Here is a 19,179-nt window from a genome sequence, read left to right on the forward strand (position 1 = left end):
CTAAACCAACTCAATGAAATACATCACAGGTTTTTTCGTCCTTATTTGGCGCATTTGGATGATTTTATTAGCCTCAATTTATGTCCTAACAATTGGTGTTTTTATCGTGCTACCTTTGGCAAGTTTCGAAAAAACATTCCCATATATTTATCCGTTAATTAGATATTGGGGCAAATTTGTGTTGTATGGAACAGGATTCAGAATAGATTACAAAAAACTTGTTCCACTCGATCCGAAAGAAAATTATGTTTTTATAGCTAATCATACTTCGGTGATGGATATTATGTTGATGTTGACGATTCTAAAACATCATCCTATCGTATTTGTTGGCAAGGCAGAATTGCTTAAAATCCCTATCTTTGGACGAATATTCGAACGAATTTGTATCCCTGTCGACCGAAAAAGTGCACGTAGTAAAGCACTTGTTTATCCCGAAGCAAAGAAAAAGTTAGACAAAAATCTGAGTATTTTTATTTTTCCTGAAGGCGGCGTTACAAACGACAAAGAATTCAAAATTTATTTGGATCCTTTCAAAGATGGAGCGTTTAACATTGCGATTGAAACACAAACACCTTTGGCTGTTTTGGCGATTCACGGTGTTAATAAAATGTTTCCATTCAATTGGTTTCGAGGATATCCAGGGAAAATAAAAGTTCGATTATTGGCGACTTTCGAAACCAAAGATTTAGACGTTAAAAAAGATAAAGTGGCGCTGAAAGAAGCTGCTTACAACACAATATTAAAAGACTTAGAACAATGAAAAATTTAGTTTATATCGCATTAGGAACGGCTTTAACGGCGGTTAGTTGCAATAAACAAATCTCTTCTAGCACAGAAACTGAAGTAAAGGATAATCAAACTTTTGCTGATTTAGATAAAGCTCGCATCAAACATTTGAGTTTGGATATCGAAACCGATTTTGATACGCATCAAATTAAAGGTTCTGCGGCTTATACATTCGAAAATAATCAAGCAAAACAATTGATTTTAGATACCGAAAAGTTAACAATTGATTCTGTTTTATTAGCGAATGGTCAAAAAACAACATATAAATTAGGCGAAAAAGATTCGATCAAAGGTCAAGCATTAATCATAGATGTTACACCAAATGATACAATTGTAAAAGTTTTTTATAAAACTTCGCCTGATGCAAATGCCTTACAATGGTTAAATCCGCAACAAACGCACGATAAAAAACATCCATTTTTATTGTCACAAGGACAAGCAATTTTAACTCGTTCTTGGATTCCGATTCAAGATACACCAAGTGTTCGTCTTACATATGATGCGAAAGTAAAAACACCGAAAGATTTATTGCCTTTGATGAGCGCAATCAATCCGAAAGAAAAAAATGCAGAAGGAGTTTATACTTTCAAAATGCCTCAGCCAATTGCGCCTTATTTGATTGCTTTAGCTGTTGGAGATGTGCAATATCAACCAATTGATAACAGAACGGGTGTTTATGCAGAACCTGGATTATTGAAAGCTGCCGCTTGGGAATTTGCTGATATGGGAAAAATGGTGACTGCTGCTGAAAAATTGTACGGAAAATATCCTTGGGAACAATTTGATGTCTTGGTTTTACCACCTTCGTTTCCGTTTGGTGGAATGGAAAATCCGCGTTTAACGTTTGCTACGCCAACTGCTATTGTAGGTGATCGTTCGATGACGAATTTGATTGCACACGAATTGGCGCATTCTTGGTCTGGAAATTTGGTAACGAATTCTACTTGGGATGATTTCTGGGTAAATGAAGGATTTACAGTTTATTTCGAACGTAGAATTATGGAAGAATTAGAAGGAAAAGATTATGCGGATATGATTTCGGTAATCGGTTTTCAAGATTTAGAAACATCAATGAAAAATATTCCAGAAAAATATACTTCATTAAAAGTAAACATGAAAGGGGCAAATCCTGATGATGCTTTTTCTGATGTTCCTTACGATAAAGGTTATTTATTTTTGAAAATGTTAGAAGATAAATATGGACGAGAAAAGTTTGATAAATTCTTGAATCAATATTTTTCTTCGCACGCTTTCCAAACAATGACTACAGAAAAATTTGTCGAATATTTGAAAGCTAATTTGACAAATGGAGACGATTCTTTTGTTCAAGAATGGATTTATAACATAGGTTGGCCAAAAGATTTGAAAAAACCTACTTCAAAATTATTCGATTTAGCAGAAGCACAATTACAGCAAGATATTACAAACGGAAGAAATAAAGTTGCACCAAAAAAAGTGGCAATTTCTACGAAATCTACAAACGAATGGGTTCATTTTATTCGTCAAATTGATACGACTAAAAACACAAAGGAAGATTTAGCTTATTTGGATGCTATTTATGATTTTACGAATTCTAAAAATCCAGAAATAGAAACAGCTTGGTACGAAAAAGCATTTTTAATGCATTACGATAAAGTCAACACAAATGCGAAAGAATTCTTGGTAAATGTTGGTCGTCGTAAATTTTTAGAACCTTTATATTTAGCTTTAAAAGAATCTAATCAATTGGATTTAGCGAAGAATATTTACAAAGATGCACGTCCAAATTATCATTTTGTTGCGCGTCAAACAATTGACACAATGTTAAACTACAAACCATAAAACATGGCGATTGTAGCATATACAGACGGTTCGTCGTTGGGAAATCCTGGTCCAGGAGGATTTGGTTGTATTTTGTTGGAAACCGAGAAAAAAGTCAAAAAAGAAATTTCTCAAGGTTTTCGATTAACAACGAATAATCGAATGGAATTGTTGGCAGTCATTACGGCTTTGGAAACGCTAAAGTTTACCAACACGGAGATTACCATTGTGACGGATTCTAAATATGTGGTAGATGCTGTGGAAAAACGTTGGGTTTTTGGTTGGGTGCAAAAGAATTTCAAAGGAAAGAAGAATGCTGATTTGTGGAAAAGATTTTTAGAGGTTTATAAAATTCATCGCGTAAAATTTCAATGGATAAAAGGTCATGCTGGACATCATTGGAACGAAGAAGCTGATAAATTGGCGGTTGCGGCAGCAAATAAACCAGAAAATTTTAAGATAGATTCTTACTTCGAAATTCATCAAAACGAAGAATAATTTTCTACTTTTGTGAGGCAGAGAGAAAAATGAAAATGAAGACGTTGTGGAGATTTCTCCTACTACTTTTAATTACAATTTACAGTTGTTCGCCTAAAAAAGAAAAAGGTGAACTTGTCTACTTTAGTGGACGAATCGCAAATGCGCAAACAGATAGCATTTATCTATTATTGAATAATCGTGAAAAAGCTTTTGCTTTAGATTTTGATGGAAACTTTTCGGATACTCTTCAGTTAGTTGACGAAGGCTACAAAACACTTTCTATCGAGCGCGAAGAGTTTACAATTTATTTGATTCCAGGTGATAGTTTGATTCTAAATACAGATTTAAAACATTTGGAGAATAATTTCAAATTCTCTGGAATAGGAAAAAATCGAAACAATTATTTGGTTGACAAAAGTTTTAAAACGGATAAATTCTTAACTGAACATACCGAATTATTTAAACTTGCTCCGCCAGATTTCAAAAATCAAATCAAAAAGTTTCATCAAAAAGTTTTCGAAAATTTAGAAAAATTAGAAGTTAATTCTTCGTTCATCAAAACAGAAAAAACGAATTTAAATTACGATTTTATCAATTTGTTGTACATATACAAGGATTCGTACACTTACTACAATCCTGCTTCACAACAATTACCCGTTAATTTTTTGACAGAATTAGACGAAATTGATTTAGATAATGACGAGGATTATAGAACGTATCAGAGTTACCGTAATATTGTCTTAACAAACTTACAAGAAAAATTATATCAAGGTCTTTCCCCAGATACTTTATTGGAAAACATCAAAAGTCAATCGATAAAAAACGGATTTATTAATTCATTAATCTATGAACTTGATCCAAAAGATCCGAATAGCAACGGAATTTATCAAGCGATACAAAAACACTGTAATTATCAACCTTGGTTGAATGAGGCTGCAAAGCGCATGAAAAAATTTGGTTGATAACTTAAAAAAATAAAAGCCACTTCTTTCGAAGTGGCTTTTATTTTTAATATTATATCTCTTATTGTCTTTGTCTCACTGCTTCGTAAACACAAATCGCTGCAGCATTACTTACGTTCAGTGAATCTACAAAACCTAACATCGGAATTTTAATCAACGAATCTGAATGATCAGCCCAAAAGTCCGAAAGTCCTGTTGCTTCAGTTCCTAAAATAATCGCAGATGATTTTGTAAAATTAGCCTCGTATAAATTCTTTGTTTCATCTTTCAAAAATGTTGAAACAACTTGAATATTTTTCGACTTTAAGAAATCCAAAACATCCTCTTTACTTGCTGATGTAATTTGATTGGTAAACAATGTTCCAACCGAAGAACGAATCACATTCGGATTGAAAAAATCAACTGTTTCATCACAAACAATTACAGCATCTACTTTTGCTCCATCTCCAGTTCGTAAAACTGCACCAAGATTCCCTGGTTTTTCTACAGCTTCCAAAACAACAACCAACGCATTTTCTGGTAATTGTAAATCCGTTAATGTCGAAGATTTCGTTTTATAGGCACCGATAATTCCGCCTGTCGATTTTCTATACGCAAGCTTTTCAAAAACTTGTTTGGTAATTGTAAATACTTTTGCCTGTCCAAAATCAATTGATTTGTTATAAATATCTTCGCAAATATAAATTTCAACCGCTTCGTAACCACCTTTTACAGCTAATTCATTTTCTTGTGTTCCTTCCACAATAAATAAACCTTGATTTTTACGTTCTCTCGATTTTTCTTGCAATTTCAGCAAGTTTTTAATCCTTGGATTTTGAAGACTTTCTATTAACATTTTACAAAATTACTCGAAATTCTTTGAAGTAGATTCAAATTATTTCATTGTTGCTAATTTTTTACTTACAACTTTTACCAACTTATATTTTAATGAAGATGCCTCTGCTGGTGAATTTTCAATTTTAGATTTTGAAACAATAATTTGATATTCATAACCTGGTTCATGCTTAAATCCTTCAATCTGATTATAAAAATATTGCCACTCAGCTGCATTTGCTTCTTTTACCATCATACATTGCATTTTCGCAACTCCTGCGGTACATTCTCTTGTTTCTGGAGCAACTGTTAACAATTCTTCTCCTTGTTTCAATTCTTTAGTTGAAGCACAAGAAGCAAATAAACCAACACTTAAAATACTTGATAAAATAATTTTTTTCATAGTATATCATATTATTGTTTGACAACAAATATTATGCTAAAAACTTGCTCAAACTTCAAAGTAAATTCATTTTCAAAAATTTAACTTGAATATAAATAACTTAATCACTTGTATTTTTTGTTGTACCTTTGCACCTTAAAATCAGAATTTTCGTATGACCAAAGATGGAAAAATGGAGTTGATGGCTCCTGCTGGGAATTTCGAATCGTTACAAGCAGCTTTAGATAATGGAGCTGATTCTGTATATTTCGGAGTTGAGCAGTTGAATATGCGTGCGAGAGCATCAATAAACTTTACAATGGACGATTTACCAGAAATCGTAAAACGTTGTGAGGAAAAAGGTGTGCGTTCTTACCTTACTTTAAATACAATTATATACGATCACGATTTATCTTTAATCAAAAACTTATTGGACAGAGCAAAAGAAGCTAATATTACGGCTGTTATTGCAATGGATCAATCGGTTATTGCCTATGCAAGACAAATTGGGATTGAGATTCATATTTCGACACAAATTAACGTTACGAATATCGAAACAGTAAAATTCTATGCAATGTTTGCTGATACAATGGTATTGTCTCGTGAATTGAGTTTGAAACAAGTGAAAAAGATTTGTGAACAGATTATCAAAGATGATGTTCGTGGACCAAGTGGAAATTTAGTTGAAATTGAAATTTTCGGTCATGGAGCATTGTGTATGGCTGTTTCAGGTAAATGTTACTTGAGCTTACATTCTCACAATTCTTCTGCAAATCGTGGAGCTTGTAAACAAAACTGTCGTAAAAAATATACCGTAATCGACCAAGAATCTGGTTTCGAAATCGAATTAGATAACGAATACATGATGTCGCCAAAAGACCTTTGTACAATGGAATTTTTGGATGAAGTGGTTGATGCTGGTGTAAAAGTATTGAAAATTGAAGGTCGTGGACGTGCTCCAGAATATGTTGCAACTGTGATTCGTGCTTATAGAGAAGCGATTGATTCTATTGCGGATAAAACATATTCGAAAGAAAAAGTGGATTACTGGATGGGATTATTGCAAACTGTTTATAACCGTGGTTTTTGGTCTGGATATTATTTAGGTCAAAAATTGGGAGAATGGTCTGCTGTTCCAGGTTCTATGGCAACTCAGAAAAAAGTTTATATCGGAAAAGGTGTTCATTTCTTCCCAAAACCAAGCATTGGTCAATTTGTAATTGATGCCTATGATTTGAAAGTTGGAGATTTGATTTTAGTAACAGGACCAACAACTGGAGCCAAAGAAATGGTGGTTACAGAAATGATGGTGGAAGATGTAAAATCTGATACAGCTAAAAAAGGTGATTCGATTACAATTCCGATGGAATTTAGAATTCGTCCTTCTGATAAATTATACAAATTAGTAAAAGTAGAAGAGCCAGGAACGCAACAAAATAGTGTTGAAGAAGGCGCTTATTCTCATTAAAAAATAGTTATCAATGGTCATTATTACGTTACAGCGCGATAAATGCATCGGATGCAACTATTGTTATGAGTTAGCACCAGAACGATTCAGAATGTCAAAAAAAGACGGTAAATCTGTTTTATTAAAAGCAATTGATAAAAAAGGTTTCCACACGTTGAAAGATCCTGATCATTCTATCGTAGATAATTGCGAACGTGCTGCCAAAGCTTGCCCTGTAAATATAATTACAGTAAAAGAAATATAGATTAAAACATTAGCTATATAAAAAGTCCATCAAAATTTTGATGGATTTTTTTATTTTTAAAATTTATTGGATTAATACACAACCACATAAAAGACAATTACGGTTTCCCGCATTTTTTATAAGCAACCTTTTTACCATATTTGCATCTAGATAATAGAATTGATAACGAAATTAAAAATGTCAAAACCGAAGAGAATTCACAAAACTTACAAAAAGTCTTTGTTTAGTAAAATGAAAGTAAAACCTGTTAACTTATTGTTATTTATGGCAATCGCTTGTTTTATTTTTGTATTAGTTTTTCTGAATTAATTGAATTTCTTACTCTCTACTTTTTTACTTTAATAATTTCTTAACTTCGTATCAAACTACGAAGAAATGACAAAGTCTGAAGCTAGAAAATATTACCGAACGTTAAGAAAATCATTCACCAAAGAAGAAGTGAATAGTTTCAGTGAGCAAATTTTTGAACACATCAAACAATTGGATTTTTCTACAGATCAGACTTTTCATATTTTCTTACCTATCGAAAAAAACAACGAAATCAATACTTATCCGATCATAAATTGGCTATTTCAACAGCAAAAAGAGGTGGTTTTACCATTGGTTGTTGGCGATGATATGATTAATTGTAAAGTAGAAAAAGGTTTCGAAACGATTTTAAATTCACTTCAAATTCCAGAACCCACTCAGTATTCGGAAATTGATTCAAAAGCGATTGATGTTATTTTTATTCCAATGTTCGTTGCCGATAAAAAAGGAAATCGCGTCGGATACGGTGGCGGATATTATGATAAGTTTTTGGCAAGATGTAAACCTAATTCAAAAAAAATAGGTCTAACTTATTTTAGACCTATTGAATATATTGAAGACGCTTATTTCGGCGATTTTCCTCTTGATTTTTGTATTACTCCAGACGAAATTGAATCCTTCTGAATTGAGTCTTGTTTTTCATTTAACGTTCTGAAATAGAATTTAAACTCTCGTTGAAATTTGATCGGCTCTTGTTTTAGCACAAATACACCAACATGATTATTGGTTTCGATTAACTTTTTATCCGAATTGAAATAATTAATTGTATATGCAATTCGCTTGATAGAGTCTGGTGTAATCGAATCTTTTGGTAAAATTGCAAATTTAGAAACGGAAGTAAATGTTACTTTTTTCGAACGAAGTTCTCTCAATAACGAAAATATTTCGGTCGTATCTTTTTTAGGAAAATAAGATAACAATTGATCTCTCAACAAACTATCAACAACCGTATCATTGGTATTAGATGCCAGCGCCGAAAGCTCGAAAAACTCGCGCAATTTTTGTTTTGCAATAAAATTTACAGCTTCTACCGAATCCATTTTATTACTTACTGTCGATGCTTCGTTTTTGTAACCTTTTATCGCTTCTGGGTTATAATCTCCTTTATATTTATCGTCTTTGCACGAAAATATCATCCAAACACTCATCAGCAATATCATGCTAAACTGAACTATTTTACTTATCGTTCTCATCTTGCTGGATTTTAAATTTTAATTTCACAATTTTTCCATTTTTCCTTTCCGATTCGATCAAAGAAAAATTCTTTAACGATGTCGTAGGCATTGTAACTAAATTGATATATTGTTGTTTCGAAAGAATCTCTACACCAAAAAAATCATTGTCATACACTTGATAAATCAACGCATCATCCGCAATCATTTGATTTAGCTTAGAAATTCGTTGTTTCAGATCTTTTGCTGAATTCGAATAATAATACAGCATAATTTTATAATCATCTGGCTCTAACAAAAGCTTTTCTGGCTGATTATATTGATGCAAATTAACCTTAAACGTATCTTGTTTATAATAAGGTGAACTCACAAACATCTTGATTGTATCTTTTTGCGATTCGAATTTGATACAACCTGTTTTCGTTGATAAATAAAGTGGCGTAAAACCATCTCTAATAATTGTAACCTCAACAGAATTGGTAATTGCAGCTTGTCTATCCGAATCTACAAAACAAAATTCATATTCTCGCTGACCAAAAATTGAATAATAAATAGTTGCTCCAATTCCGCTCAACAAAACAACTGCTGCTGCTATTATCGAAATCAATTTTAGCTTAGGTTTTGTTTTAGCAACTTTCTCTTTTACCGGAATTATTTCTTTTTCTGTTGATGGTTTAACTTCTGCTGGAATCTCTACTTCAGATTCTTCTGGAATTATATGTTCTGATGAAAAATTTTCGTTTTCTGTTGCTTCAATCGTCGATTCTTCAGTCTTATTTGGACCAAAATGTTCGATTTTCTGAACATTAAGAAAGTGTGCCCAATTTTTATATCCACAATATTGTGCCAAAAGATTGAGCATATCAATACGCGGAAGTTTCTTAAAATCTGACTTAAAATACGTATAAAACCATTTTTCACTAACAGTAGATCTGGTTTTATTGAATAAATCGTCTTGAAAAGATGTAATTTCTTGCCCCTTCCAATCGGAGATATTTTCGGATTGAGCAGAATTTTCTTCCAAAAATCGATTTGAAATCGTTTTTTTCAGAATTTCGAAAATTTCTATATCTGTAAATTTGCTCAAAAAAATAAAATTTATAAAGTTGGTTTTCAATATTTTGTAAAATAATTTCGATTTTACAAATTTTCTTTTAATACAACTACAAATAAAATAATTTTTTTGATATGTTGAGTTGTATTTCTTTATTAATGCTTTGTTAAATGATTTCTTTTGTTGTAAAACATTTGTTGAATATTAGATGATTGGATTACAATCATCTTACAACTATTTTACTTCAAAAAACTTTGATGTCTGCTTAACTTTGGTTCAACAAAATGATTGAAAAAATCAAGAAAAAAAAATCAATTAAACATATCAAAAATTAAAGTTATGAAAAAATTAGCATTAAACGTAATCGTATTAGGAGTAATCGGAACTTCATTTGGTCTAACATCTTGTAATTTATTTGGATCGAAAGAAACAAAAACTGAAACAGAAGTAAAAAATGACACGATTACAACAATCGAAGATTCTGTAAAAATTGACTCTGTAGGAAAAGATTCTGTTGTTATCAAAGATTCGGCAGTTGTAAAAGAAACTCCTGTAAAAGTTGAAACAACTACGACTACAACAACAGAGAAAAAATAATTTGTAGAATAGATTAAACAAAAAAATCAAATGAAAAAATTAGCGTTATTCGCTTTCGCAGCGATTTCTTTCACAGCAATTTCTTGTAAACAAGAACCAACAAGTGTAGGAGAACCAACAACAGTTATTGAAGATTCTGTAAATGTTGAAAAAGCAGAAATTCCTTCGGCAGATTCTGTAGAAGGAGTTACGGTAGATTCTTCGAAAACTGTAAATCCAGCAGGAACAACAAAAGATTCTGTTGCGAAATAGAACTTAAAAACTCAAAAAAAATCCGCTCGTTAAGCGGATTTTTTTGTTTCTATATCTAAGATTAAGATTCTTTCAATGATTTAATATCAATCACAAAACGGTACTTCACATCAGATTTCATCATTCGCTCGTAAGCTTCATTAATGTTTTGAATATCGATCATTTCGACATCAGACACAATATTATGTTCTCCACAAAAATCTAACATTTCTTGTGTTTCCTTGATTCCTCCAATTAAAGATCCTGCTAAATTACGACGTTTCATAATCAATAAACCTCCGTGAACAGCATCTAAAGGCTCGATAGCTCCAACCATACACATTGTTTTATCTAATTTTAATAATTGTAAATATGGATTAACATCGTGTTTTACAGGAATTGTATTCAATAAAAAATCAAATGAATTTGCATGCGCTTTCATTTGTGTTGCATCTTTCGAAATCAAAACCTCATCAGCTCCAAGTTTCTTTGCATCTTCACCTTTAGACTCAGATGTTGTAATCATTACAACATGTGCACCCATTGCTTTTGCAAATTTAACACCCATATGTCCCAAACCTCCAAGACCAATTATACCAACTTTATCGCCCGATTTTACATTCCAGTGACGCAAAGGCGACCACGTTGTAATTCCCGCACACAACAATGGCGCAGCAGCTTTTACATCGATATTTTCGGGTACGTGAAGCACAAAATCTTCTTCTACCACGATGTTTTCTGAATAACCACCGTAAGTGATTCCACCATGTTTCGAGTTTTTAGAATTGTACGTTCCTGTAAAACCATTTTCACAATACTGCTCCAAACCTTCGTCGCAAGAATGACAATGTTGACAAGATTCTACCATACAACCTACTCCAACCAAATCTCCAACTTTAAACTTTGTTACATCAGAACCAATTTCTTTTACTCGACCAATAATTTCGTGCCCTGGAACAACTGGATAATTTGGTTTTCCCCAATCGCCTTTCGCTGTATGAATATCGCTGTGACAAACTCCACAATACTCGATATCTATAAAAATATCTTTCGCATGTAAATGTCGACGTTCTATTGTGTGTGGCGCTAATGGATCAGTTTCATTAAACGCTGCGTATGTTTTTGTGTTCATTATTTTTAAAATTTTTAATCCTATAAAATTAAAAAATCTACCTGAATAATCAGATGGTTTTGAATGAATTAAATTATAATTATTTCAATTTTTTGATTCCCATGTTCCACAAAGTGAATGCATATTTATCAGCTGTTTCATTAATCACAACTTCTGTCGAACGACCTGCTCCGTGACCAGCTTTCGTTTCAATTCTGATTAAAACTGGATTATCACACGCTTGTTTCGCTTGTAAATTTGCCGCAAACTTGTACGAATGCGCAGGAACTACACGATCATCATGATCTCCTGTTGTGACTAATGTAGCAGGATAACATGTTCCTTCTTTTACATTGTGAACTGGTGAATATCCTTTTAGATACTCGAACATTTCTTTACTATCATCAGCTGTTCCGTAATCATAGCCCCAACCTGCACCAGCAGTAAATGTATGATAACGTAACATATCCAAAACACCAACCGCAGGCAATGCTACTTTTGCTACTTTTGGATTAATTGTTTCTGTTGCTCCAACTAATAATCCTCCGTTAGATCCTCCTGATAATGCAGTATAATCTGGCGAAGTATAGTTGTTTTTCTGTAAATATTCTGCTGCTGCTATAAAATCATTAAAAACATTCAATTTATTGAATTGACGCCCTCCATCGTGCCATTTTTTACCATATTCTCCACCTCCACGTAGGTTTGGAACAGCGTAAACTCCACCATTTTCAATCCAAGCAGCAGTTGCTGGACTAAATCCTGGCGTTAAACTAATATTGAATCCTCCGTATCCATAAACGATTGTAGGATTTTTACCATTTTTCTTCAATCCTTTTTTATACGTAATAATCATCGGAACTTTTGTTCCATCTTTTGACGTATAAAAAACTTGTTCAGAAATGTAATCATCTGAATTAAATTTTACATTTGGTTTAATGTAAACATCCGAAGATCCCGTTTCTACATTGTATTTGTAGCTTGTAGATGGTGTGATATAATTTGAAAATCCGAAATAGATTTCTTTCTCTGATTTTTTTCCTCCAAATCCTGATGCAGAACCAACGCCTGGCAATGTAATTTGACGGACTTTTGATCCATCATATTTGTATTGCTCCACAACCGAAATTGCATCTTTTAAGTATTTAGCAAATAAATAACCTCCTCCTGTAGAAACAGATAATACATTTTCAGTTTCTGGAATAACTATTTTCCAAGCAGCTTCGCTCAAATCAGAAATAGTTGCTTTAACTACTTTATTGTTTGGTGCTTTGTTATTTGTAAAAATGTAGAAAGTCTCTCCATCGTTATCAATCACAGAAGTATTTGTATCAAAATTATTCACAATTGTTTTGATTGGGCTATTTGCTTGAGACAAATCTTGATAATACAACTCATTTCCAGTTGTTGTATTTGCAGCTGTAATAATTAAGAAACGCTCATCATCCGTCAAATAAGCACCAACATAGCGGCGAGGTGTTTCTGCTCCTCCAAAAATCAATTGATCTTTTTTCTGAGCTGTTCCTAATTTGTGGTAATATAATTTGTGTTGATCTGTTTTCTCAGATAATTCAGATCCTTTTGGTTTATCATAAGACGAATAGTAGAAACCGTCGTTTCCTTTCCAAGCTGTTCCAGAGAATTTAACATCAATCAATGTTTCTCCAACTTGTGTTTTATCTTTTGCATTCAAAACAATTACTTTTCTCCAGTCCGATCCACCTTCTGAAATAGAATAGGCAACTAAGCTTCCATCTTTAGAAAAGCTAACATCAGCCAACGAAACAGAACCATCTTTCGAGAATTTATTCGGATCTAAAAAAACTTCTTCCGTTCCGTTTTCACCTAATTTACGGTACAAAACTGAGTGTTGTTGTAAACCATCATTTTTGTAGTAATACGTATAATCTCCTTCTTTAAAAGGAGTCGAAATTTTCTCGTAATTCCAGATATCTGTCAACGATTTTTTCAATTGCGTGCGTAATGGAATTTCATTCAAATAAGCATAAGTTGCTTTATTTTGTTCGATTACCCATTTCTTAGTATCCTCAGACAAATCGTCTTCCAACCAACGATATGGATCTTGTACATTCTCTCCAAAATACGTATCAACATGATCAATTTTTTTTGTATCTGGATACTTTTTCTTATAACTCTGTGCATTCACTCCTACCATAAGGGCAACATTAAATAAAATAAAAGCAGTTTTTTTCATTTCTTCTTAGTATAGCTGTTTTGGTAAAGATAATAAAATCAAAAAGATAAATTGGTATTGAAAAAAATGATTTAATTTTGCGCAAAATCCTCTCAGATTTTAATTGAAATGAATACTTAAAACTTCGCGGCAACTTAACGTTAAATTCATTTTGATTTAAAAATTTATCAAGTATTTTTAATTTGAAAAACCAAAAAAAAATGACTTTAGAAAAGTCTTTAACAGCCAAAATTGGGTCTATTTTTTCGTTGATTAAACAATCTTTTTCAAGCGAAAACTTAGATTTAACCGCGTTACCAATCAAAAAATCAGTCTTTCTATTAGCAATTCCGATGATGTTCGAAATGGTGATGGAATCTGTCTTTGCATTGGTCGATTTATATTTTGTAGGACATTTAAAAGAAAGCGCTTTCGCCATACAAACCGTTGGTCTTACAGAATCTTTATTAACAATTGTTTATTCGATTTCAATAGGAATAAGTATGGCTGCAACTGCCATTATTGCACGAAGAATTGGAGAAAAGAAACCCGAAAAAGCTTCGGAAAGTGCTTCGCAAGCAATTTTATTATCGATAATCATTACAATTCTGTTGAGTATTTTCGGATTTATATTCTCCAAAGATTTATTGATTTGGATGGGATCAACCGAACAAGCCGCAGAATACGGGAAGAATTTCACTAAAATAATGATGGCAAGTTGTTTATCAATTGTGTTATTATTCTTGATTAACGGAATTTTTCGCGGAGCTGGAAATGCAGCAATTGCGATGAAAAGTTTGTGGTTAGCTAACGGAATAAATATTATTCTGTGTCCAATTCTTGTTCGCGGATGGTTCTTTTTTCCTGAAATGGGATTAGAAGGAGCAGCCTTAGCTACTGCAATTGGTAGAAGTGGTGGTGTGGTTTATCAATTGTATGGTTTAACGAAAAAAGATTCATTAATTCAAATCAAATGGAGTTATTTCGTTCCAAAATCTAAACTAATTATCAATATTGTAAAAATTGCAGTTCCTGCTATTGTACAATATATTATTGCAAGTTGTAGTTGGATTATTCTTGCGCGAATTGTTGCTCAATCTGGTGGAGAAATTGCGTCTTCTGGTTATCAAACAGCTTTACGACTGATGATGTTTTTTATGTTACCTGCTTGGGGATTGAGTAATGCTGCGGCAACTTTAGTTGGTCAAAACTTAGGAAATAAAGATCCCGAAAAAGCAGAAAAATCAGTCCTTATGACCATGAAATTTAATATCATCTACATGTTGATTGTAAGTGTTATATTCTATGGATTAAGTAATTATTTAGTTTCAATTTTTACAACAGAAGAACATATCAAAATTGTTGCAAAAGAAGGAATGTACATTTTGGCAACTGGTTTTTTATTATACGGAATTGGAATGGTAATGATGAATGCTTTTAACGGCGCGGGCGATACAATGACGCCAACGATTATCAATTTTGTTGGATTTTGGTTATTCCAAATTCCATTAGCGTATATGTTAACGTATCATTTCAATTTGAAGGAAGAAGGCGTTTTTATAGCAATTCCTGTTTCGGAAACGTTTATTGCAATTTTAGCATTTATTCTCTTTAAACGAGGGAAATGGAAGCAGAAAATAGTATAAAAAATCCGCTCAAATGAGCGGATTTTTTTATGTTTTATCCTTTAAAAGTATAATATCTTGCACCTTTCAAATCTGGAATTTCAGTTTCAATGCGATCTAAAGCAAATCCTTTTGAAGCATTGATTGATGTTTTCAGATTTTTATTGTGTAAATCTTGGTATTGTTCAAAAGAAATCGCTTCTCTTTGATTCAAATAATTGAACAAATCTATTTTATTCATCACATTTTTCCAACCTTCGCCAATTTGTCCTTGAAAAACTTTTGATTTAGATCCAGAACCATATGCAATAAATCCAACAGTTTTTCCATTCAACTCTTCATCATTATCAGCACTCACTTGTAAAGCTGATAAAAATGCCGTGAAAACAGAAGCTGTGTACATATTTCCGATCTCCGAAGAAGCACGTTGAGTTGGTTCTACTTTTTCTTTGATTAACGCTTTATATTCATCCGATTTCGCAACAATTTTTAAGTTATCATTCGAATTATCTTGACCATTTTCTAATGCAAAAACATCCGAAAACATTCTTTTTCCTTGAAATGCATAAGGCAAGTGAAAAGCAATATATCGCCAACTTTCGTACAATTTACCTTCTATTTTAGCCTCATCTTTAAAGTTGAAATAAGCTTCTCTAACTCTGTTTTTATAACATTCGTTAGAATATTGCCCTTCAAAAACGGGTTCATCAGAAAAGATTTCGATTTCAGATTTTGTTGTTCCTAAAGCATTCAAAATCGCTTCATCAGAAGTTGATTGATGTGGTTTAAAGAAATCAAAAACAGATTCCATTCCAATTCCCCAATTGTTATCAAACGCAATCAAATCTGGTTGATTCGAGATTAACATCGCTACTGCACCAGCACCTTGCGTATATTCTCCCGTCGATTCTAAGCCATATTTTGCATAATCGGCTGCAATTACAATTGCTTTTTTAGCTGGATTTACACGAACATAATCGATAGAATTGTGCATCGCATCTACTCCACCCACGCACGCAAACGTCATATCCACAACATCTGTATGTCTAAAAGGTCGTTCACCAAATTGTTTAGCCAAAACAGATTCTACCAATTGTACTGCATAAGTTGCGGTTGGTTTTGCTCCATCTAAAGCGCTTTCTGTTCCTAAATAAATTCGTCCGATTTCAGTTGGATTTATATCAAAATCTGTGATTAATTTCAACAAAGCATTCGCAGCGATAGTTGCTGTATCTTCATGAACATCTAAAACAGACATTTTTTTTAATCCTAATCCTATTTCAAGTTTATCAGGATCAATATTGCGCTGAATTGCTAAATCTTTTATTGGTAAATATATATGCGGAACGTAGATAGAAGCCGCCTCTATTCCATACTTCATTTTCGTTGATTTTTAAGCGAACTTCAAAGTTAAGAGTATTTAATTTTTAGTAAGCATGAAATAAATCCTGAATTTTAAGAAATCAATAATCATTATAAAAAAACAAAAAAATAGAGGTTTAATTAGAATATTTCTTAATTTTAAGTCTATAATTTTAAATATTTTTTTTTCAAAATGGCTCGTACTTTTTACAAATCAATCAAAAATTCTGTCAAATATTGGTGGATTTTATTAATCATTGGATTATTATTCGTTGGACTTGGAATTTATACATTCGCATTTCCAACAGCATCGTATGTTGCACTTTCAGTATTTTTTGCTGTATCTTTTTTATTCTCTGGAATTTCGGAAATTGTTTTTTCGATCTCAAATAAAGATGAAATTGACAGTTGGGGCTGGACATTAACGTATGGAATTATCACAACAATTGTTGGATTTATGTTAGTTGTTAATCCTATTTTAAGCTTAGAAGTTTTTGCTTATTATGTTGGGTTCTTAGTGTTATTCCGCTCAATTTCTGGAATTAGTTATGCTTTCGACCTAAAAAATTATGGCGTAAAAGATTGGGGAATTTCTCTGTTCTTAGCTATTATTGGATTAATCATTTCCCTAATTTTATTATCATCTCCACAATTAGCAGGTTTAACAGCAGTAGCTTGGCTTGGATTAGCTGTAATTTCATCAGGATTATTTGCTATTTTTATTTCGCTTCAATTGAAGAAAATAAAAGATATCCCGAATAATATTTCAGACGATTTGAGAAGTCGATATGAAGAAATTAGAAAAGAAATCGAAGATTTTAAAAATCAATAAAAAACAAAAACCTCCACTTTAATTGAAGTGGAGGTTTTTGTTTTATTTTCCTAAGATTCCTTCTAAAAATCCAGTTTTAAAAGATTCAATCATAACATCTGGTTGATCTATAAAATTTAGAAAACCATAAGCTAGAACTGCACCTATAGCAATTTTTCCAATTGATAACAAAGATAGCTTTTTCATATTACCTTGATTTAAAATTAAATATAATAAATATTTACAATATCGGTGCTAATAATCTACAAATCGATGCAAACGCACGGTTATACCAAGGTCTATTTTCCCATTTTTCAATAGTTAATAATTCTGAATCCTCTTTATCTATATCAAATTGAGCACTCATTTGTTGCAATAACGTTGCATTTTCAATCACCGAAGTAATCTCGAAATTAATCATAAAACTACGATAATCTAAATTCACTGTTCCAATAAAAGCCAATTTATCATCAACCGTTATTGTTTTGGCGTGAATAAATCCTTTTTCGTATAAATAAACTTTTACACCCCGCTTCATCAAAGGTTTTAGGAATGATAATGACGCTTGTTGCACTACAATAGAATCGCCTTTTTTAGGGATAATCAACTCCACTTCTACTCCGCTCGAAACAGCAATCATCATCGCTGTCTTAAATTCGTCACTTGGTATAAAATATGGTGTACACAATTGCACTTTCTTTTTCGCTAAAGTAATTGCCAAAATCATCGCTTCCATTGCCGAATGTACATCACTACCAGGCGAAGAAAGTCCGAAACTAACAGTTGCAGCATCTTCAAAAATCTTACTTTGAGAATTGTAAAAATAATTTGAATCAGAAATATTATACTTTTTGCCTTCCGTCATCATCCAATTTAAGTAAAAATGCAATTGCAAACTATTGATAGAATCTCCTTCAATCATCACAGAAGTATCACGCCAATAAATCTTATTATTTGGACTTATTACACCATTTTGATTGATGTATTTATCACTAATGTTAATTCCTCCTAAAAATGCTTTTTTACCATCAACAATCAAAATTTTACGGTGATTACGGTAATTAGAATTTGCCAAAGAAGAAAATCGAACAGGTAAAAATGTTTGAAACTCCACACCTGTTCCATCAAATCTTGAGTGATGTTTATTCAGTTTTGATGATCCAAAATCATCCGCAGTTACACGAACTTCTACACCATTTTTAGCTTTTTCAATCAGAATATCAATGATTTCATTTCCAATATGATCTTCATCAAAAATGTAATATTCGAGATGAATATGATTTTTAGCTTCACGTAAAGCTTCCAAAAAAAGAGGAAATTTTTCTTCTCCATTTGTCAACAACTTTACTTTATTATTTGTTGCAGGATAAGCAACTCTTGCATTATTTAAATAACGATAAACCTGTGACAAAGAACCAATTCTTGCATTTACTTTATCTAAATCATCGTGAACAAATTGATCCATTTCAGCCCATTTTTCATTGATGATTTTTTGATGATTCTTATCTATACGTTTAAAAAATTCATCTTTTTTAAATTTCTGTCCAAAGAAAAAATATAAGATTATTCCAATAAACGGTAGAAAAACAATCACCAGTATCCATGCAATTGTTTTAGTAGGGTTTCGATTTTCGATCAAAATAGTAACAATCACCATTATATAAAGGACGGTAAGCGGAACCCAATACCATTCTTTGATAAAATTCCAGATGTGCAAAAGTGTGATTGACCATTCCATTTGTTACCAATTCGTAATTTTTATAAAAATAAATGAATAA

At 32.3% G+C, this 19,179-nt stretch carries 20 protein-coding genes; 11 read left to right on the top strand and 9 right to left on the bottom strand.

The annotated features are described in order from the left end of the window. Window positions 1-13 precede the first annotated feature (13 nt). Genes B4L98_RS13895 through B4L98_RS13910 form a run of 4 tightly spaced genes read left to right on the top strand, consistent with a single transcriptional unit; the run spans window position 14 to window position 4,028 of the window. On the top strand, window positions 14-760 hold the full coding sequence (locus B4L98_RS13895) for a lysophospholipid acyltransferase family protein (RefSeq protein ID WP_291078521.1): 747 nt from the start codon (window positions 14-16) through the stop codon (window positions 758-760). Beyond that, the gene (locus B4L98_RS13900; RefSeq protein WP_280049255.1) at window positions 757-2,607 is read left to right on the top strand and encodes a M1 family metallopeptidase; all 1,851 of its coding nucleotides are present in this window, start codon (window positions 757-759) and stop codon (window positions 2,605-2,607) included. The genes B4L98_RS13895 and B4L98_RS13900 overlap by 4 nt, the downstream gene beginning before the upstream one ends. 3 nt (window positions 2,608-2,610) lie before the next feature. Continuing rightward, window positions 2,611-3,084, top strand: a complete 474-nt coding sequence (rnhA, locus tag B4L98_RS13905) for a ribonuclease HI (RefSeq protein WP_038336544.1) — start codon at window positions 2,611-2,613, stop codon at window positions 3,082-3,084. 29 nt (window positions 3,085-3,113) lie between these two features. Next, window positions 3,114-4,028: a hypothetical protein gene (locus tag B4L98_RS13910; protein ID WP_125349186.1), complete on the top strand. Its 915-nt coding sequence runs from the start codon at window positions 3,114-3,116 to the stop codon at window positions 4,026-4,028. 61 nt (window positions 4,029-4,089) lie between these two features. Here B4L98_RS13910 and B4L98_RS13915 read toward each other — a convergent pair whose 3' ends face one another. Together B4L98_RS13915 and B4L98_RS13920 are read right to left on the bottom strand one after the other, a co-directional pair. Further along, window positions 4,090-4,863 (bottom strand): TrmH family RNA methyltransferase, encoded by a 774-nt coding sequence (locus B4L98_RS13915; protein WP_291078522.1) that lies wholly within the window; start codon window positions 4,861-4,863, stop codon window positions 4,090-4,092. Between the two features lie 39 nt (window positions 4,864-4,902). Beyond that, the gene (locus B4L98_RS13920; protein ID WP_291078524.1) at window positions 4,903-5,244 is read right to left on the bottom strand and encodes a DUF4377 domain-containing protein; all 342 of its coding nucleotides are present in this window, start codon (window positions 5,242-5,244) and stop codon (window positions 4,903-4,905) included. 154 nt (window positions 5,245-5,398) lie between these two features. Between B4L98_RS13920 and B4L98_RS13925 the strand changes: the two genes are divergently transcribed. The 3 genes from B4L98_RS13925 to B4L98_RS13935 all read left to right on the top strand — a co-directional run bounded on the left by B4L98_RS13925 (window position 5,399) and on the right by B4L98_RS13935 (window position 7,868). Continuing rightward, the gene (locus B4L98_RS13925; protein ID WP_038336270.1) at window positions 5,399-6,691 is read left to right on the top strand and encodes a peptidase U32 family protein; all 1,293 of its coding nucleotides are present in this window, start codon (window positions 5,399-5,401) and stop codon (window positions 6,689-6,691) included. 13 nt (window positions 6,692-6,704) lie between these two features. Beyond that, window positions 6,705-6,935 carry a ferredoxin gene (locus tag B4L98_RS13930; protein ID WP_291053483.1) on the top strand — a complete coding sequence of 77 codons (231 nt, stop codon included), beginning with the start codon at window positions 6,705-6,707 and terminating at the stop codon, window positions 6,933-6,935. A gap of 375 nt (window positions 6,936-7,310) precedes the next feature. Beyond that, window positions 7,311-7,868 carry a 5-formyltetrahydrofolate cyclo-ligase gene (locus tag B4L98_RS13935; protein ID WP_291066275.1) on the top strand — a complete coding sequence of 186 codons (558 nt, stop codon included), beginning with the start codon at window positions 7,311-7,313 and terminating at the stop codon, window positions 7,866-7,868. On the opposite strand, the gene B4L98_RS13940 is transcribed toward B4L98_RS13935, so the two are convergent. Next, complete coding sequence (locus B4L98_RS13940) at window positions 7,808-8,437, bottom strand: hypothetical protein (RefSeq protein WP_291078526.1); 630 nt, start codon at window positions 8,435-8,437, stop codon at window positions 7,808-7,810. The two genes, B4L98_RS13935 and B4L98_RS13940, sit on opposite strands and share 61 nt — an antisense overlap. Continuing rightward, window positions 8,421-9,503: a hypothetical protein gene (locus tag B4L98_RS13945; RefSeq protein WP_286495841.1), complete on the bottom strand. Its 1,083-nt coding sequence runs from the start codon at window positions 9,501-9,503 to the stop codon at window positions 8,421-8,423. The genes B4L98_RS13940 and B4L98_RS13945 overlap by 17 nt, the downstream gene beginning before the upstream one ends. A 306-nt stretch (window positions 9,504-9,809) precedes the next feature. On the opposite strand from B4L98_RS13945, the gene B4L98_RS13950 reads away from it, so the two are divergent. Both B4L98_RS13950 and B4L98_RS13955 read left to right on the top strand, forming a co-directional pair. Further along, on the top strand, window positions 9,810-10,067 hold the full coding sequence (locus B4L98_RS13950) for a hypothetical protein (protein ID WP_286495840.1): 258 nt from the start codon (window positions 9,810-9,812) through the stop codon (window positions 10,065-10,067). Between the two features lie 30 nt (window positions 10,068-10,097). Next, complete coding sequence (locus tag B4L98_RS13955; RefSeq protein WP_125349179.1) at window positions 10,098-10,319, top strand: hypothetical protein; 222 nt, start codon at window positions 10,098-10,100, stop codon at window positions 10,317-10,319. A 61-nt stretch (window positions 10,320-10,380) separates the two neighbouring features. Here B4L98_RS13955 and B4L98_RS13960 read toward each other — a convergent pair whose 3' ends face one another. Together B4L98_RS13960 and B4L98_RS13965 are read right to left on the bottom strand one after the other, a co-directional pair. Further along, window positions 10,381-11,430 (bottom strand): NAD(P)-dependent alcohol dehydrogenase, encoded by a 1,050-nt coding sequence (locus tag B4L98_RS13960; RefSeq protein WP_219034651.1) that lies wholly within the window; start codon window positions 11,428-11,430, stop codon window positions 10,381-10,383. Between the two features lie 79 nt (window positions 11,431-11,509). Continuing rightward, window positions 11,510-13,624, bottom strand: a complete 2,115-nt coding sequence (locus B4L98_RS13965; protein ID WP_125349177.1) for a prolyl oligopeptidase family serine peptidase — start codon at window positions 13,622-13,624, stop codon at window positions 11,510-11,512. A 200-nt stretch (window positions 13,625-13,824) separates the two neighbouring features. On the opposite strand from B4L98_RS13965, the gene B4L98_RS13970 reads away from it, so the two are divergent. Beyond that, a complete protein-coding gene (locus tag B4L98_RS13970; protein WP_291078529.1) occupies window positions 13,825-15,249 on the top strand; it encodes an MATE family efflux transporter in 1,425 nt (474 codons plus the stop codon). A gap of 34 nt (window positions 15,250-15,283) precedes the next feature. Here B4L98_RS13970 and B4L98_RS13975 read toward each other — a convergent pair whose 3' ends face one another. Continuing rightward, window positions 15,284-16,609 carry a hydroxymethylglutaryl-CoA synthase family protein gene (locus tag B4L98_RS13975; RefSeq protein WP_291078530.1) on the bottom strand — a complete coding sequence of 442 codons (1,326 nt, stop codon included), beginning with the start codon at window positions 16,607-16,609 and terminating at the stop codon, window positions 15,284-15,286. Window positions 16,610-16,783: 174 nt separating this feature from the next. On the opposite strand from B4L98_RS13975, the gene B4L98_RS13980 reads away from it, so the two are divergent. Further along, window positions 16,784-17,422, top strand: coding sequence for an HdeD family acid-resistance protein (locus B4L98_RS13980; protein ID WP_291078532.1), 639 nt, complete (start codon window positions 16,784-16,786; stop codon window positions 17,420-17,422). Between the two features lie 42 nt (window positions 17,423-17,464). Here the strand turns inward: B4L98_RS13980 and B4L98_RS13985 are convergent, their stop codons facing one another. Both B4L98_RS13985 and cls read right to left on the bottom strand, forming a co-directional pair. Further along, window positions 17,465-17,608 carry a hypothetical protein gene (locus tag B4L98_RS13985; protein ID WP_168801854.1) on the bottom strand — a complete coding sequence of 48 codons (144 nt, stop codon included), beginning with the start codon at window positions 17,606-17,608 and terminating at the stop codon, window positions 17,465-17,467. 34 nt (window positions 17,609-17,642) lie between these two features. Next, window positions 17,643-19,139: a cardiolipin synthase gene (gene cls / locus B4L98_RS13990; protein ID WP_291059471.1), complete on the bottom strand. Its 1,497-nt coding sequence runs from the start codon at window positions 19,137-19,139 to the stop codon at window positions 17,643-17,645. Window positions 19,140-19,179: the final 40 nt, after the last annotated feature.

It is taken from the genome of Empedobacter sp. UBA5528 (assembly GCF_002426075.1).
Classification (GTDB): domain Bacteria; phylum Bacteroidota; class Bacteroidia; order Flavobacteriales; family Weeksellaceae; genus Empedobacter; species Empedobacter falsenii_B.